Genomic DNA, 15,412 nt, shown 5'->3' with positions numbered 1-15,412 from the left:
TCTATTCTAATACTGCTGGAACACGGATTTGATTATCTTTGTGATCCGGTGCATTTTTTAATACTTCTTCGACTGGTAAACCTTTTTCTGGTACATCTTCACGCATAACATTTTTCATAGTTAATACATGAGTTGTTGGTTTTACATCTGTTGTATCTAATTCATTTAACTGTTCTGCAAATGTAACAATTGCATCTAGTTGTTTTTGAAATTTTTCTGCTTCTTGATCAGTAATTGCAAGACGTGCTAAATGTGCTACGTGCTTTACATTCTCAACGGAAATTCTTGACACGGCTAGGCCACCTCCATAATATATCGTTCAATCTACAATACTATTGATGATACCAAATTTTCAGTACTTCAAGCAAGTCAACACAGAGTACTTACGCCATTTTTACATAAAAAAAGAAAGGCAAATGCCTTTCTTTACAATTTACTCTTTATCTAACGGTTTATTTTTCGGAAATCTCTCGTTATCTTCTTCATTATCACGAATTGTTTTTTGTAATACAAAACAAGACATCGTTAAAAATAATGTTCCAATTAAATAGTATCCTTTTACACTAAGCGTTTCATCTAACGTATAAATCCCAATTAGCATACCTGAAAGCGCACAAACAAATGAAGTCCATGCTAAAAACGTGAACGCTTGCGTATTACGTCTTCTCATCGTTCTCCCCCTCGTTAGCTGCATACCCATTATAGATAAGTATATTTACCATGATGGATTTTTATGTAAATTCTCGTTTTATATTTATAAATCTATCATAAAAGAATACTATTTTAAAGAAAGTTTTCTGCCTAATCTGAAAAAACAATTAAAATCATTGACAATTATTTCTATTCTACATAAAATAAAAATAAATATTACGAACCTCGAAATATACGGGAGTGGAATTAATTGTTGCAATATGAACATTTTTTAGACTTACTGCTAGATAACGCCAAGAAACTTTTCTATCCTGAAGAATGGGTAAGCCTAGATTTAACACTTTCTAAAACAGAAGTATTTTGTTTACTTTGGATGGAACGAAATACAGATATTACAATGACGAAAATTGCTGATCTTCTTGATATACCAATGAGTACAACAACGGGCGTTGTAAATCGCCTTGTAAAAAAGGGATATATTGAACGCTACCGTGATGAAAATGACCGACGTATTGTATTAATTCGGTTAACAGAAAACGGCGTAATGCTCGTTCAAGAAGTAAAACAAAATGCGGCCCATTACTTTAGCTTAGTAACAGAAGCATTATCAGAAGAAGAAAAAGCATTCTTACTACAAATCTTCCAAAAAATCATGAATCACATCGCTACGTCACAGCAAAAAACAGAAGAAAAGATTTCTACACCTAAAATGAAAAACATTCCGATTGAATAAAACCCTATCTGGGTTTTTATTCAACCATTTACTTCGACATTCGTAATATTCGACATTCGAAACAAAGGGGATATGAATGATGAGAATTATCTTGTATACAGGTAAAGGCGGCGTAGGAAAAACTAGCATTTCAGCAGCAACAGCAATTCAAAGTGCGAAACAAGGATTAAAAACATTAGTAATGAGCACAGATCCTGCTCATAGTTTAGGAGATTCATTTGGTATAAAGCTATCTTCTGAACCACTAGAAATTCGTGAAAATTTGTGGGCACAAGAAATTAATACGATTTATGAAATGGAAAAAGGCTGGGGAAAATTACAGAAATATATTACACTACTCTTCACTTCTAAAGCAGCTGATGATATTACAACAGAAGAATTAACGATGTTTCCCGGTATGGAAGATTTAATTAGCCTACTTCGCGTACTCGATTATTATAAGCAAGACACATATGATGTTATCATTATTGATTGTGCCCCTACAGGAGAAACATTAGCAATGCTAAGCTTTCCAGACATGCTCGGCTGGTGGATGGAAAAATTATTTCCTATTAAAAGAAAAGTTTTAAAAGTCGTTCGTCCTGTAGCTCAACCACTCCTTGGTGTCCCTCTTCCAACCGACGATATTATGGACGAATTAACAAGTACACTTGAACAGCTCGGAGAAATGAGAGATATTTTATCAAATCGAGAAGTAACAAGTATCCGCATCGTTGTAAATCCTGAAAAAATGGTCATTAAAGAAGCCCAGCGCAGCTTTACTTATTTGAATTTATACGATTATAACGTAGATGCCATTATGATTAACCGCGTCATCCCTAACACTGTCACCGATCCTTATTTTCAGGCATGGAAAGATACACAGAAGAAATATAAAACATTAATTAAAGATAGTTTTCAACCCCTTCCTATTTACGAAGCTCCAATGTTTGAACAAGAAGTTGTTGGTTTGTCTATGTTAGAACGTGTAGGAGATTCTTTATTTAAAACTGATCATTCCCCTACAGAAGTAAAATTTAACGGGCGCACTCAATATGTAAAAAAGGATGGCGATGAGTATATTTTCGTTCTGTCCATTCCCTTCTCAAACAAAAGTGAACTTTCCTTAAATCAAAAAGGTGATGAACTTATTATTCGAGCGGGTTCTGTTAAACGGAACATCACGTTACCAAAAACATTAACACACCTTTCTATTCAAGGAGCAAAATTTGAAGAAGATGTACTAAATATTCGGTTTGGAGGTGTAGTACATGCATGAGGAATTACTACGAAGGGTAATTCGTACAAAAGTAAAAGTCGGGATGCATATATTAGAAGAGCTACCTAATCCAATCCAACAATCAGCTAAGCAAATATTAAATATTTTACAAGAGGAACTAGCTGCTTATCTGAAAGAACGAGAGCATCATGAAGTTAATTTAAAAAATATCATAATTGAATAACCATCTCTGTATAGAGGGCCTTTTTTTAGGCTTTCTATACTTTATTGGAGTGATGTAAATTGATGAAAAAACATTCCACTACTATATTCTGGATCATTCCCTTATTATTTTTCATTCATAACCTTGAAGAAGCTTTCCAAATGCCACAATACCTTGCTAATCAATTTTCAATCCGTCTTATAACTAGCCAACAATTTTTCATCGTCATTTCCGTATTAACAATCTTTGTATTACTTATCGTCTTTCTATATCAACTTAACTTCTTGTCTTCTATATGCTGGATTATTTTTATACAAGGGGCCATCTTCTTCAACTCTGTTCAACATATTATTTTGTTTTTCATTTATCGCTCTTATAACCCCGGCGTAATATCAGCATTTTTCATTACTCTCTTTTCTATTTTCTTTTTTTTATCAAAAAAACACTTAATTCATCCAAAGCAATTCGTAATTACACTCCTTTTCAGCTTATTTTCTTATCCCATTATAATTTGGATTACCTTACTGTTCGCTAGCTACTTTCATTCATAAAAAAAGACCAGGAAAACTCCTGGTCCATTACTCTACTTAACAAACATTGGATTCTACGTTATACAAAATTGGAAGGTACAGAATTAGGGTTCGTTTGTTAAGTTTATATGTTGAACGAACTAACAGCGGAGGGGTTCCTTCTGTTAGTCCATTAAACCCAATAATTATTTTACGATTTTTTCAAGCTCCTCAAGTGAAAGATCTACTGAAATTGAACCATCATTTGTTTCTTTCTTAATTGCATCTGTTACTTCTTTTGAATGGTATAATTCAATTACTTTTTTCAGTGTTGGATCATCTTTATCTTTCGTACGAGCTGCGAAAATATTAATATAAGGCTTCGCATTTTCATTCTTTGGATCTTCTAAGAAAATAGGATCCTTCGCTGGATCTAATCCAGCTTGACCAGCAACACCGTTATTAATAACTGATGCCGCTACATCTTTTAACACACGAGGTGTTTGCTGTGCGATAACCGGTGTAATTTTTAATTTCTTCGGATTTTCAGCAATACCACTTGGATCTCCAAATAGACCAAAATCCTTTTTCAGCTTTAATAATCCAGCTGCATCAAGAAGTTTTAATGCACGTGCTTGGTTCGTTGGATCGTTTGGAATTGCAATTTCTGAACCATCTGGGATTTCATTTGATTTCTTATATTTTTCAGAGTATAAACCCATTGGTGCAATTTGTGTTGTACCAACAGCTGTAATATCTAACTTATGTTCCTTTTTAAATTGCTCTAAGAACGCAATATGCTGGAATGAGTTTAGTTCAATATCTCCATCAGCTAACGCTTTATTTGGCGTTGTGTAATCAGAGAACTCAATCAGTTTAACTTTAATCCCTTCTTTTTCAGCTTTTCCCTTTACAATTTCCCAAGCGTTTCCATCCGTTCCAGTTACACCAATGCGAACTGTTTTCTCTTTTGCTCCTGCATCCGAGCAGCCACTTAACGCCGAAATCCCTACAATCGCTGATAATGCAAATGCTAAAATTTTCTTCATTTTCTTTTCCTCTCTTCCTTTTTATGATCTGCGTAACAAGACTTTCGCAAAGTAATTCCCTAAATTTTGAGCTATCTGTACGAGAATAATAAGTAACACGACCGTTACGAACATAACTGATGTATCAAAACGTTGATAACCATATGTCATTGCTAAATCACCAAGACCGCCACCACCGACAAGCCCAGCAACTGCAGAAAATTCAATTAAACCAACTGTCATAAATGTGACACCTAAGATTAATGGTGCTAACGCTTCTGGTACAAGGATTTCAAAAACAATTCTAATTGGCGAGGCGCCCATTGCTTGCGCTGCTTCAATTACTCCTTTCGGAACGGAAACAAGGTTTGTTTCAACCATTCTAGCAATACCAATTGATGCGACTAACGTCATCGGGAAAATTGCCGCTGCTGTTCCAATCGTCGTTCCGATAACACTTCTTGTTAGTGGACTTAAGGCTACTAAAAAGATAATGAATGGTACCGGACGAATTGTATTAATTATGATGTTAAGAATAGAAAAGACCCATTTATTTTCTAAAAAGTTTCCTTTTCTCGTTACATATAAAAGTAAACCTAGAGGTATACCAAGAATTGTAGCAAATATAAGGGTTACAATTACCATTAAGAGGGTATCCCCCGTCGCATCTAGTATGCGCGGCCAAAATATACTCCAATCAACTCGCATGAGCTTCTACCTCCTTCAGCTGCACTTGCAGTCTTAGATGTTGTAATGCTTTTTGAATTTCCCTCTGCTCACCTTGCAACTCTACAAGAAGATTTCCAAATAGCACATTTTGAAGTTCAATAATATTTCCGTACAGTACATTTACATCGACGTTATAGTTTTTTGCGATATATGATAGTACCGGCTGTCCTGTCTCCTCACCAGTAAATGTTAGACGATAAATTTGACCACCATTTTGAATTTTCGCTAGAACACTTTCCGGTAAATGATCATTAATGACAGAACGTACAAAGTTTTGAGTCGTCTTTGTTTTTGGTTGCGTGAAAACATCAAACAGTTTTCCTTCTTCAATAACTTTTCCCTTCTCCATTACAGCTACACGGTGACAAATTTCTTTCACAACATGCATTTCATGTGTAATAAGAAGAATTGTTAAATTGTATTCTCTATTTACTTTCTTTAATAAGTTTAGAATTTCTGTCGTTGTTTCTGGATCTAAGGCTGATGTTGCCTCATCACATATAAGAATATCTGGCGATGTCGCAAGTGCTCTAGCAATGCCCACACGCTGCTTTTGTCCACCTGATAGCTGCTCTGGGTAATAGTTTGCTTTATCTTCTAACCCTACAAACTTCAGCAGTTCATTTACTCTTTCTTTTATCTCATTCTTTGGTACTTTCGCTAACTTTAATGGATAAGCAATATTTCCAAATACTGTTCTTGAATTAAATAAATTAAAACTTTGGAAAATCATTCCAATTCTTTGTCTCAGTTTACGTAATTCTTTCGTCGATAATGATGTAATATCTTTATCATCTATTGAAATCGTTCCTGCCGTCGGTCTCTCTAACATATTTACTAAGCGTAATAACGTACTCTTTCCAGCGCCACTAAAACCAATAATGCCAAAAATTTCGCCTTTCTCAACTGATAATGTTACATCCTCCACCGCATGAACAGATTGCCCAGCTGATTCATACACTTTACTTACATTGTTAAAAGAAATCATTTTTCCCCCTCCTATATGCTGTAAAAACTTGAAGTAGAGCTTTCGAGGTAAAATAAAAAGTGCTCTCCTTCTTATCAACCATAAAGATAAGAAGGAGAGCACTTATATGTACTCGTTCACATCTTCTCATCTTCCAAGCCTTTATATGGCTTGCTGGAGTTAGCACGGTATTAAAAAAACCCGTTGCTGAGGTATCGTAGGGCCAGTCCCTCCACCTCTCTGGATAAGAATGTATCGATTTAATTGTCGTTTAATTAATTCTCATTATAGAACTCAGAATAATAAGAGTCAATACATTTTTTAGAAAAATATTAATTATCCCTTTATTAAAATTTTCAGATGAAAATTCATGAGAAAATAGTAACTTTCAAGGTTATTTAAAATTCTTCTTCCTCATATTTTTAAACAGGAGAATCTTCTCTACGAATTGAATAAATTTATTTGAATATGAAACTCGGAGGAAGATAAATATATGAAAACAGCTCTTTTACTCATCGATATTCAAAACGATTATTTTCCAAATGGAAAGATGGAATTGCGTAATCCAGTAGAAGCAAGCGAATATGCTAATCAGTTATTACAACACTTTAGAACAAACAGCGAACCTATTTTTCATATCCAACACGTAGCTATAAAAGATGACGCTACTTTTTTCCTACCTAATACAGAAGGTGTACATATTCACGAAAGCGTACGTCCACTTAGAGAAGAAACAGTTATAGTCAAACATTATCCAAATAGCTTCCGAGAAACTAATCTTCTAGAGCAATTAAAACGTTTAAATATTGAACATGTCGTTGTATGTGGGATGATGACTCATATGTGTATCGATGCTACAGTAAGGGCTGCATTCGATTTTGGCTTTCAATGTACCGTTATACATGATGCTTGTGCTACAAAAGACCTGTCTTTTAAGAACGCTACTATACCAGCTGTTTACATTCACAATACAATTTTAGCTAGTTTAAATGGCGTATATGCAAATGTAATAAGCACGCAAGAATTTTTAGCTACATAAAAAAACACTCCTTTCAGTGAGCAAAACCGAAAGGAGTGTTCCTTGTCGAACCATAGATTTTCTTTCAAATTGTATTATACAGGAAATTCTCAAAATGAATACTAAAAAATATGACTAATAAGTCAACTTTTCTCATCATTTTATTTCTGTTCACATGTTTATCCCGCTATTAATAGGTTTTAGCTCATTCCCTTCGAACGATGGTAATATATAGGATTTCAATTTTAAAAGGAGCTCTTCACATTCTGTGAAGAGCTCCTCTACTATTTCTTATAAAGTTTCAGAAGTAGTTTTTGCTTGCATGTGAAGTGCTAAGTAATCAGGTCCACCAGCTTTAGAGTCTGTACCAGACATGTTAAAGCCACCGAATGGTTGGTAACCTACGATTGCACCAGTACATCCACGGTTGAAGTATAAGTTACCAACGTGGAAGTCTTCGCGTGCTTTTTCAATATGGTCACGGTTGTTAGTAATAACAGCACCTGTTAAACCGTATTCCGTATTATTTGCAATTGCAAGTGCATGATCGAAGTCTTTCGCTTTACAGAATGCTACTACTGGTCCGAAGATTTCTTCTTTCATTAAGCGAGCATCTTCTGCAACGTCAGCAACGATTGTTGGTTGGATGAACCAACCTTTAGAATCGTCTCCTTCGCCACCTGCTAAGATTCTACCTTCTTCTTTACCAATTGCAACATAGCTCATTACTTTATCGAATGCAGCTTGGTCATTAACAGGACCCATGTTTGTACCTAATACTGCTGGGTTAGCAACTGTTAATTCTTTTGTTAATTCAACAGCACGATTTAATACATGATCATATACATCTTCATGGATTACTGCACGAGAACATGCAGAACATTTTTGTCCTGAGAATCCGAATGCTGATGCAACGATAGACTTAGCTGCTAATTCAAGATCTGCTTCTTTATCAACAACGATTGTATCTTTACCGCCCATTTCAGCGATAACGCGTTTTAACCAAATTTGTCCTGGGTTTACTTTCGCTGCACGCTCATAGATGCGGATACCTACATCACGAGATCCCGTGAAGCTTACGAAACGTGTACGAGGATGATCTACTAAGTAGTCACCAACTTCAGAACCGTTACCTGGAACGAAGTTTACTACGCCAGCTGGTAAGCCAGCTTCTTCTAATACTTCCATAAATTTCGCTGCTACTACAGGAGTTGTACTAGCTGGTTTTAGTAATACTGTGTTACCAGAAACTAAAGCAGCTGTTGTCATACCTGCCATAATTGCGAATGGGAAGTTCCAAGGAGAAATGATAACACCTACTCCTAATGGAATGTAAGAGAAACGATTATATTCAATTGGACGGCTTTCTACTGGAATACCGTCTTTTAATTTTAACATTTGACGACCATAATATTCCATAAAGTCGATTGCTTCTGCTGTATCAGCATCTGCCTCATTCCATGGCTTACCTGCTTCTTTTACAAGAATAGCAGAGAATTCATGTTTTCTGCGACGAACGATTGCTGCAGCACGGAATAAAATGTCTGCACGCATTTCTGGCTTTGATTTTCTCCAAGTTTGGAATGTTTCATCCGCTACTTGCATTGCTTTTTCAGCTAACTCACGGCTTGCTTTTGAAACACGACCAACAAGTTCCTCTTTATTTGCAGGGTTTACAGAAACAATTTTGTCTTCTGTAGTGATTTTTTCTCCCCCAATAATTAATGGATAGTCTTGTCCAAGATAAGATTCTACTTTCTTTAAACCTTCTTCAAACGCTAATTTGTTAGCCTCCACTGAAAAATCTGTAAATGGCTCATGTTTGTATGCTACTACCATTTTTTTTAGCCTCCCCTTAGAAAAACGTTTACATTTTACAACATTATTCTACACGATAATTTAGATTTATTCAAATATTCCTAGACTTATATTTTAAAAATTAATAAATTTTTAAAATATAATAAAAAAAAGAGATTCATACATGCGTATGAATCTACAAAATATGAGTATATTCCAAAACATTTTTCCCGATCAATAATATAGTAACTAATAAAAATAAAGTCCTTACATATCCAACACCTTTTTGAACCGCAAACTTCGATCCAAAATAAGCACCTAAGATCATTGATAATCCCATGATAATACCGTATTCAAAATGAATTATATCTAAAAATAAAAAAGTAATTAAAGATACAATATTACTAACAAAGTTCAAAAGTTTTCCAGATGCTGCCGCTTGAATAAAATCCAAGCCAATTAATAAAAATGCAAAAATTAAAAACGACCCTGTCCCTGGTCCAAAAAATCCATCATAAAATCCTATCATTAAAATAGCAAAGAAAAATATTAATGTTTTTCTTTGCGTCATCTTCTTATAGGTAGACACACTTCCCCAATTCTTTTTTGCAATAATATAAATAGCAATAAATACCAACATTACAAGTACTAATGGGCGTAAAATATCCGGTGGAATAAATTTTACTACTAAAGCACCTGCAACAGCTCCAACAATAGTTAACGGGATTAACTTTCCTACAATTTTAAAATCAACTTTTCCTGATCGAATAAAATACATCGCACTCGTAAACGTCCCCATTGTTGCCGCTAATTTATTCGTTGCAATTGCCGAAGCTGGCGATAAGCCAACAAACATAAGCGCAGGAAGCGAAATTAACCCTCCTCCTCCAACAACGGAATCAATAAAAGCTACTAAAAAACCGAATGCAATTAATAAAATAATGACTTGAAAACTTAATTCTTCCATGAGATTTACCCCTTACCCCTATTTTTTACAACATTTTAAATTATAACAAAATTACATAAGAAAAAAAGCTGTTCCATAGAGGAACAGCCTTCATATTTAATCTAAAATCTTCACAAGTGGTTCATCTTGTTTTGCTTCACGTATAATAATAGCTTCTGGGCGTTCTACAGATTTAATCGTTACTTGTACTTTCATATAATTCGGGAAGTATTCCATAACAAGCCCTGCCACATATTGTGTAAAACCAACTATTTCAGCTTTTCCATTAAACTGGACAGGAATATCAAGCTTCATTTCTCTTAATTCATCATCTCTATACATACCAGTACCAATAACAGCTGTATAGTCGCCTTGGAAATAATCGCTTAGTTTTGCCTTAAAGTTGGATACTCTTGCAAGGTCTTCACGTTTATTATCTGTTTTCGCTTGCTCTGATGGGAACAAATAATATTTTTCATTAATTTGTTGCCAATCTTCAACCGTTTCACTACCTTTTTCGGCATTTGCATAAGAAACAAAGTTACCTGGCACGAGCGAAGACTTTGGAGCTTGGCGATAAATCGCAAATGTTATTGGAATATTTTTGGTTTCAGGTTCTTTTTGATGTATGACTTTCAAAATTTCTTGCGCCATTTTTTTCCCTTCAGCTAACATCTTTTCATCCGGGATTGCAGCTTCACGTGGATAACCATGCTCTTCGTTAAAATATTGAACAGAATTCATTGCTAATCCAACTACCATACCAACGCGTTCCTCGCCGTTATCGCCTTTTTTCACATAATAATCATGCTCTAAAATATTTGAAATATATATTGGATTTTTTTTATTTTTCACTTCTAGTGATTCGGATCCTGTTCCTAATGCAGGGTTTAATCCTATATTAGGAAATTTAACTGCATCTTTTTTTAATTTGTCCTCTAGTTCCTTTTGTTCAGCATCTGTACGTTTTCTTTTAACAAGCATCTGTATAGTTTGAGTATCTAGAGCTTTTCCGCCTTTTAAAAAATTATCTTTCGTACTAAATGATTCTTTTGCAATTCGCATTAACCCTGTTTCAAATTCATCTATATCAAGACGACTATTTAACCCTTGCACCACTAAACCACGTGCATTTCCACCATCAAATGGAATAGTCGTCTTATAATATTCATCCGAAATAGCGTATTTTGGAACAACTGATTGTTCTTTTGCTTTCCCCGATTTCTCAGCCACTTTTTCATCTTTGTCGGCACCTGCACTACACCCACTTACAAGTAGGCCAAGGCTTAATACCGCTAATGCTATTTTTTTCATGGTAAGTTTGCACCTCTTACTTATTTAGCTCTTGTAAGAACCTCTCTTCATTCCAAACCTCAACATTATGTTTCTCCGCTTGTGCTAATTTCGAACCAGCCGCTTCACCTGCAACAACTAAATCCGTACTCTTACTAACACTTCCCGTTACTTTTCCACCTAATGCCTCAATCTTCTTCTTCGCTTCACTTCGCCCCATAACTTCTAGCTTACCTGTTAAAACAACCGTTTTTCCTGCGAAGTAAGATTCAACATTTTGTAAATCTGCAATTTTTATACCTTTGTATGTCATATTCACGCCATACTCTTTAAACTGCTGTAATAACTCTAATACATCTTCATTATCAAAATATGTCACAACAGATTGAGCCATTTTTTCGCCAATTTCATTAATTGCTTTTAGTTCTTCTTCCGTTGCTTTTACAAGCTCATCCATCGTTTCAAAGTGCTCTGCAAATGTACGTGCTGCTTTCGCTCCAACGTGGCGAATTCCAAGACCAAATAATAATCGCTCTAACGAGTTTTCTTTAGAATTTTCAATTGCTTGTATTAAGTTCGTTGCTGATTTTTCACCAAAACGTTCTAACTGTAATAATTGCTCTTTCGTCAATGCATATAAATCAGCAAATGTACGAATGTAATCAGCATCAAAGAGTTGTGTAATGACACGTTCTCCAAGTCCATCAATATTCATTGCATTTCTTGAAACGAAATGGATTAACCCTTCTCGAATTTGAGCAGGACAAGTTGGATTTATACAACGAAGTGCTACTTCTTCTTCTAAACGAACAAGTTCACTCTCACATGCTGGACAATGAGTTGGCATGCGGTATTCTTCTTCCTCACCAGTACGCTTATCAAAAATAACGTTCACAACTTCAGGAATAATATCTCCAGCCTTCTTCACAACAACGTAGTCACCAATTCGAATGTCTTTTTCACGAATTAAATCCTCGTTATGTAAAGAAGCACGACGAACAATCGTACCAGCAACTCTCACTGGCTCTAGTTCTGCAGTCGGTGTTACAACTCCTGTTCGGCCAACACTTAATTCAATGCCTGTTAATCTCGTTACAACTTCTTCAGCCGGGAATTTATAAGCAATCGCCCATCTTGGACTCTTCGCTGTAGTTCCTAGACTTTCTTGAAGGGCAACATCATCTACTTTTATAACGATTCCATCAATCTCATAATCAAGATGCGGACGTTTTTCTTGCCATTCTTCTACATAAGCTATAACTTCTTCAATTGTTTCACATGTACGGCGATTTGGATTTGTCTTAAATCCAAGTTCACCTAAGAAATCAAGCGATTCACTATGTGATGGAATTGTTTTTTCTTCTACATTCGCAAGACCATACACAAACATAGATAAGTTACGCTTCGCTGCAATTTTCGGATCAAGTTGACGTATTGAACCTGCTGCTGCATTACGCGGATTCGCAAATACATCTTCTCCATTTTGCTCTTTTTCTTCATTTAGTTTAACGAATGAACGCTTCGGCATATAAGCTTCGCCTCGTGCTTCTAACGTTACTTCTTCATTTAAACGAAGTGGGATAGCTTTAATCGTTTTTAAATTTTGAGTAATATCTTCACCCGTTACACCATCACCACGTGTCGCCCCTTGAATGAAGCGTCCTTTTTCATAATGAAGCGAAACGGCAAGCCCGTCAATTTTTAATTCACATATATATCTTACATTCGCACCATCAATTCCTTGACGTACTCTTCTGTCGAAATCACGTAAATCTCCTTCGTTAAATGCATTTCCTAAACTTAACATTGGTGACTTATGTGTTACTTTTTCAAATATATCAAGAACAGTCCCCCCAACGCGAACGGAGGGAGAATCTTCACTCATAAACTCTGGGTTCTCTGCTTCTAATTTTATAAGCTCCTGCATATTACGGTCATATTCCGCATCAGAAACAGAAGGATTGTCTAATACGTGATATTGATAGTTAAATGTATTTAATAAATCACGCAGTTCTTCTATACGTTTTTTTGCTATCTCTTTTGACATATCCTCATTCCTTTCTATTGTTTCGTCACAGGTGCAAATTTTGCTAACAAACGTTTAACACCAATTGGGCTTGGGAATGCAATATCTAATTCTTTTGCATCACCTTCACCTTTTACACTTACAACTGTACCGACTCCCCATTTTTGGTGGGAAGCTTTATCTCCTACTGCCCAGCCAATTTGTTCGCCGCCTGTCGTCTTAGCTGCAGGGCGCGCGAAAGCTGAACGAGAGCGTGTTGTCGTTGTGATTGTCGTTTTGCCGCTACTTGCCGTTCTGCCTTTTGCACCAAACGATGTTTCACGCTTTGGCGCTGTTTCATTTAATGATTCCACTAGTTCTGTCGGGATTTCTGTAATGAATCGAGACGCAGCGTTCATACTTGTTCTACCAAATAAAGTACGCATTTGCGCGTTAGATAAATATAGCTCTTCTTCTGCACGGGTAATACCTACATAAGCAAGACGACGTTCTTCTTGCATTTCATCCTCTTCCATAAGAGAACGAGTATGAGGGAATATCCCCTCCTCTAAGCCAACAATAAAGACAACCGGGAACTCTAATCCTTTCGCTGAGTGCATCGTCATTAAAATAACTTCTTCACCAGCAGTTGGGTCTTCATCTACACGATCAATATCAGCAACAAGTGCTAAATCTGTTAAGAATGCAACAAGGCTCTTATCTTCGCTTTGAGATTCAAATGTTTGCGTAACAGATAAGAACTCGTCTAAGTTTTCTAAACGACCTTCCGCTTCTAAAGAACGTTCATTTTTCAACATATCGCGATAGCCTGTTTTTTCAATAACTTCTTCTACTAATTCTGTAACAGATAAATACTCTTGCATATTTACCCAGTTATTTAATAAATTCGCAAATTCTTTTACTGCCTTTGTAATTTTTGCACTTACTCCAACATGCTCAATTTCATCAAATACAGCAGTTAATGAAATTCCGTTTTGCACACCGTAATTAATAATTTTATCGATAGAAGTCGCACCAATACCACGCTTTGGCATGTTAATAATACGTGCAAAACTAATTTCATCATCTGGATTACCGATTAAACGTAAGTACGCCAAAATATCTTTAATCTCTTTACGATCGTAGAACTTCGTACCTCCGACAATTTTGTACGGAATGTTAGATTTAAGGAAAATCTCCTCGACCATACGAGACTGAGCATTCGTACGATATAACACTGCAAAATCAGTATATTTTCGTTTCCCCATTTGAATATCGTCACGAATTTTTTTCGCAACAAAATACGCTTCGTCCTTTTCAGTTGCAGCACGATAATACGAGATTTTACTTCCAACTTGATTGTCTGTCCATAATTTCTTCGGCTTACGATTCGTATTTTTTTCAATAACAGCATTCGCTGCATTTAAAATATTTTGTGACGAACGATAGTTTTGTTCTAACAAAATTACTTGTGCATTCTCATAGTCTTTTTCGAACGACAAAATGTTAGAAATATCTGCACCACGCCAGCGATAAATAGACTGGTCAGAGTCACCTACAACGCAAAGATTTTTAAAACGCGCTGCCAAATGTTTAACAAGAAGATATTGCGCTTTGTTCGTATCTTGATACTCATCAACGTGAATATATTGGAACTTACGCTGATAAAACTCTAATACTTCTGGAACACGTTCAAATAACTGAATCGTGGTCATAATTAAATCATCAAAGTCTAATGAATTATTTTTCAAAAGACGTTTTTGATACTCTGTGTATACATCGCTCGTTAATTTTTCATATGGATCAGCCATTGTAATTTTTTTTGCATATTTATCCGCAGATAACAGTTCATTTTTCGCATTACTAATACCCGCTAAAATAGAGCGCGGCTCAAATTTCTTCGGATCAATATTGCGCTCTTTCATAATTTTTTTGACTACAGTTAGCTGATCGCCTGAATCTAAGATTGTAAAGTTACGATTAATACCAATACGATCGATATCCCGTCGTAAAATACGTACACACATAGAGTGGAACGTCGAAATCCAAATATCTTCTGCTTCTGGTCCCACAAGTGTATCAATACGCTCACGCATTTCACGAGCTGCTTTATTTGTGAAGGTAATAGCTAGTACATTCCATGGTGCTACACCTTTTTCACCAAGTAAATACGCAATACGATGTGTTAACACACGTGTCTTACCACTACCTGCACCTGCCATTAATAGAAGTGGTCCATTCGTTGTTTGGACTGCTTTTTGTTGCTGTGGATTTAAACCGTTTAATAATCTATCTGTCATACTCATATACGCCTG

At 35.7% G+C, this 15,412-nt stretch carries 14 protein-coding genes, 1 pseudogene and 1 riboswitch; of the genes and pseudogenes, 5 read left to right on the top strand and 10 right to left on the bottom strand.

Annotation, left to right across the window (positions count from 1 at the left end; genetic code table 11):
- Position 1: 1 nt before the first annotated feature.
- Together gatC and ACTFR3_RS20880 are read right to left on the bottom strand one after the other, a co-directional pair.
- Positions 2 to 292, bottom strand: coding sequence for an Asp-tRNA(Asn)/Glu-tRNA(Gln) amidotransferase subunit GatC (gatC, locus tag ACTFR3_RS20885; protein ID WP_000086999.1), 291 nt, complete (start codon positions 290 to 292; stop codon positions 2 to 4).
- Positions 293 to 433: 141 nt separating this feature from the next.
- Entirely contained in the window at positions 434 to 670 is a 237-nt protein-coding gene (locus tag ACTFR3_RS20880; protein WP_001254393.1) for a YiaA/YiaB family inner membrane protein, read from the bottom strand.
- A gap of 231 nt (positions 671 to 901) precedes the next feature.
- Here ACTFR3_RS20880 and ACTFR3_RS20875 point away from each other — a divergent pair, with 231 nt between their 5' ends.
- The 4 genes from ACTFR3_RS20875 (at position 902) to ACTFR3_RS20860 (ending at position 3,356) form a co-directional block, all read left to right on the top strand.
- Entirely contained in the window at positions 902 to 1,384 is a 483-nt protein-coding gene (locus ACTFR3_RS20875; RefSeq protein WP_000942481.1) for a MarR family winged helix-turn-helix transcriptional regulator, read from the top strand.
- A 76-nt stretch (positions 1,385 to 1,460) separates the two neighbouring features.
- Positions 1,461 to 2,642, top strand: a complete 1,182-nt coding sequence (locus ACTFR3_RS20870) for an ArsA family ATPase (protein WP_002100673.1) — start codon at positions 1,461 to 1,463, stop codon at positions 2,640 to 2,642.
- Complete coding sequence (locus tag ACTFR3_RS20865) at positions 2,635 to 2,826, top strand: DUF3926 domain-containing protein (RefSeq protein WP_000544105.1); 192 nt, start codon at positions 2,635 to 2,637, stop codon at positions 2,824 to 2,826. The genes ACTFR3_RS20870 and ACTFR3_RS20865 overlap by 8 nt, the downstream gene beginning before the upstream one ends.
- A 62-nt stretch (positions 2,827 to 2,888) precedes the next feature.
- Positions 2,889 to 3,356: an HXXEE domain-containing protein gene (locus ACTFR3_RS20860; RefSeq protein WP_033696808.1), complete on the top strand. Its 468-nt coding sequence runs from the start codon at positions 2,889 to 2,891 to the stop codon at positions 3,354 to 3,356.
- 164 nt (positions 3,357 to 3,520) lie between these two features.
- Here the strand turns inward: ACTFR3_RS20860 and ACTFR3_RS20855 are convergent, their stop codons facing one another.
- The 3 genes from ACTFR3_RS20855 to ACTFR3_RS20845 are packed head-to-tail and all read right to left on the bottom strand — an operon-like array spanning position 3,521 to position 6,059.
- Entirely contained in the window at positions 3,521 to 4,363 is an 843-nt protein-coding gene (locus ACTFR3_RS20855; protein ID WP_000721575.1) for a MetQ/NlpA family ABC transporter substrate-binding protein, read from the bottom strand.
- A gap of 21 nt (positions 4,364 to 4,384) precedes the next feature.
- Entirely contained in the window at positions 4,385 to 5,050 is a 666-nt protein-coding gene (locus ACTFR3_RS20850; RefSeq protein WP_001261865.1) for a methionine ABC transporter permease, read from the bottom strand.
- Entirely contained in the window at positions 5,040 to 6,059 is a 1,020-nt protein-coding gene (locus tag ACTFR3_RS20845) for a methionine ABC transporter ATP-binding protein (RefSeq protein WP_000622969.1), read from the bottom strand. Before ACTFR3_RS20845 ends, ACTFR3_RS20850 begins: the two co-directional genes overlap by 11 nt.
- A 123-nt stretch (positions 6,060 to 6,182) precedes the next feature.
- Positions 6,183 to 6,289: riboswitch (SAM riboswitch) on the bottom strand.
- Positions 6,290 to 6,531: 242 nt separating this feature from the next.
- Here ACTFR3_RS20845 and ACTFR3_RS20840 point away from each other — a divergent pair.
- Positions 6,532 to 7,097: pseudogene (locus tag ACTFR3_RS20840) on the top strand (cysteine hydrolase family protein).
- A 250-nt stretch (positions 7,098 to 7,347) separates the two neighbouring features.
- On the opposite strand, the gene pruA reads toward ACTFR3_RS20840, so the two are convergent.
- From pruA to pcrA, 5 genes are all read right to left on the bottom strand, one after another.
- Entirely contained in the window at positions 7,348 to 8,895 is a 1,548-nt protein-coding gene (gene pruA / locus ACTFR3_RS20835) for an L-glutamate gamma-semialdehyde dehydrogenase (RefSeq protein WP_000259555.1), read from the bottom strand.
- A gap of 154 nt (positions 8,896 to 9,049) precedes the next feature.
- The gene (locus tag ACTFR3_RS20830; protein ID WP_439962937.1) at positions 9,050 to 9,820 is read right to left on the bottom strand and encodes a TSUP family transporter; all 771 of its coding nucleotides are present in this window, start codon (positions 9,818 to 9,820) and stop codon (positions 9,050 to 9,052) included.
- Positions 9,821 to 9,916: 96 nt separating this feature from the next.
- Complete coding sequence (locus tag ACTFR3_RS20825; RefSeq protein ID WP_000717030.1) at positions 9,917 to 11,113, bottom strand: CamS family sex pheromone protein; 1,197 nt, start codon at positions 11,111 to 11,113, stop codon at positions 9,917 to 9,919.
- Positions 11,114 to 11,129: 16 nt separating this feature from the next.
- On the bottom strand, positions 11,130 to 13,139 hold the full coding sequence (gene ligA, locus ACTFR3_RS20820; protein WP_000031450.1) for an NAD-dependent DNA ligase LigA: 2,010 nt from the start codon (positions 13,137 to 13,139) through the stop codon (positions 11,130 to 11,132).
- 14 nt (positions 13,140 to 13,153) lie between these two features.
- Positions 13,154 to 15,403 (bottom strand): DNA helicase PcrA, encoded by a 2,250-nt coding sequence (pcrA, locus tag ACTFR3_RS20815; RefSeq protein WP_002164784.1) that lies wholly within the window; start codon positions 15,401 to 15,403, stop codon positions 13,154 to 13,156.
- Between the last annotated feature and the right edge of the window lie 9 nt (positions 15,404 to 15,412).

Origin of the sequence: Bacillus cereus group sp. MYBK14-1 (assembly GCF_051916885.1) — a bacterium.
Lineage (GTDB): Bacteria > Bacillota > Bacilli > Bacillales > Bacillaceae_G > Bacillus_A > Bacillus_A cereus.
Note: the sequence above shows the minus strand (reverse complement) of the source record. Positions and strands in the feature narration are given on the sequence as shown.

Coding starts and splice junctions, on each gene's coding strand:
- ACTFR3_RS20880 (WP_001254393.1), bottom strand. CDS start 670: ATGAGAAGACGTAATACGCAAGCGTTCACGTTTTTAGCATGGACTTCA.
- ACTFR3_RS20870 (WP_002100673.1), top strand. CDS start 1,461: ATGATGAGAATTATCTTGTATACAGGTAAAGGCGGCGTAGGAAAAACT.
- ACTFR3_RS20865 (WP_000544105.1), top strand. CDS start 2,635: ATGCATGAGGAATTACTACGAAGGGTAATTCGTACAAAAGTAAAAGTC.
- ACTFR3_RS20860 (WP_033696808.1), top strand. CDS start 2,889: ATGAAAAAACATTCCACTACTATATTCTGGATCATTCCCTTATTATTT.
- ACTFR3_RS20855 (WP_000721575.1), bottom strand. CDS start 4,363: ATGAAGAAAATTTTAGCATTTGCATTATCAGCGATTGTAGGGATTTCG.
- ACTFR3_RS20850 (WP_001261865.1), bottom strand. CDS start 5,050: ATGCGAGTTGATTGGAGTATATTTTGGCCGCGCATACTAGATGCGACG.
- ACTFR3_RS20845 (WP_000622969.1), bottom strand. CDS start 6,059: ATGATTTCTTTTAACAATGTAAGTAAAGTGTATGAATCAGCTGGGCAA.
- pruA (WP_000259555.1), bottom strand. CDS start 8,895: ATGGTAGTAGCATACAAACATGAGCCATTTACAGATTTTTCAGTGGAG.
- ACTFR3_RS20830 (WP_439962937.1), bottom strand. CDS start 9,820: ATGGAAGAATTAAGTTTTCAAGTCATTATTTTATTAATTGCATTCGGT.
- ACTFR3_RS20825 (WP_000717030.1), bottom strand. CDS start 11,113: ATGAAAAAAATAGCATTAGCGGTATTAAGCCTTGGCCTACTTGTAAGT.
- ligA (WP_000031450.1), bottom strand. CDS start 13,139: ATGTCAAAAGAGATAGCAAAAAAACGTATAGAAGAACTGCGTGATTTA.
- pcrA (WP_002164784.1), bottom strand. CDS start 15,403: ATGAGTATGACAGATAGATTATTAAACGGTTTAAATCCACAGCAACAA.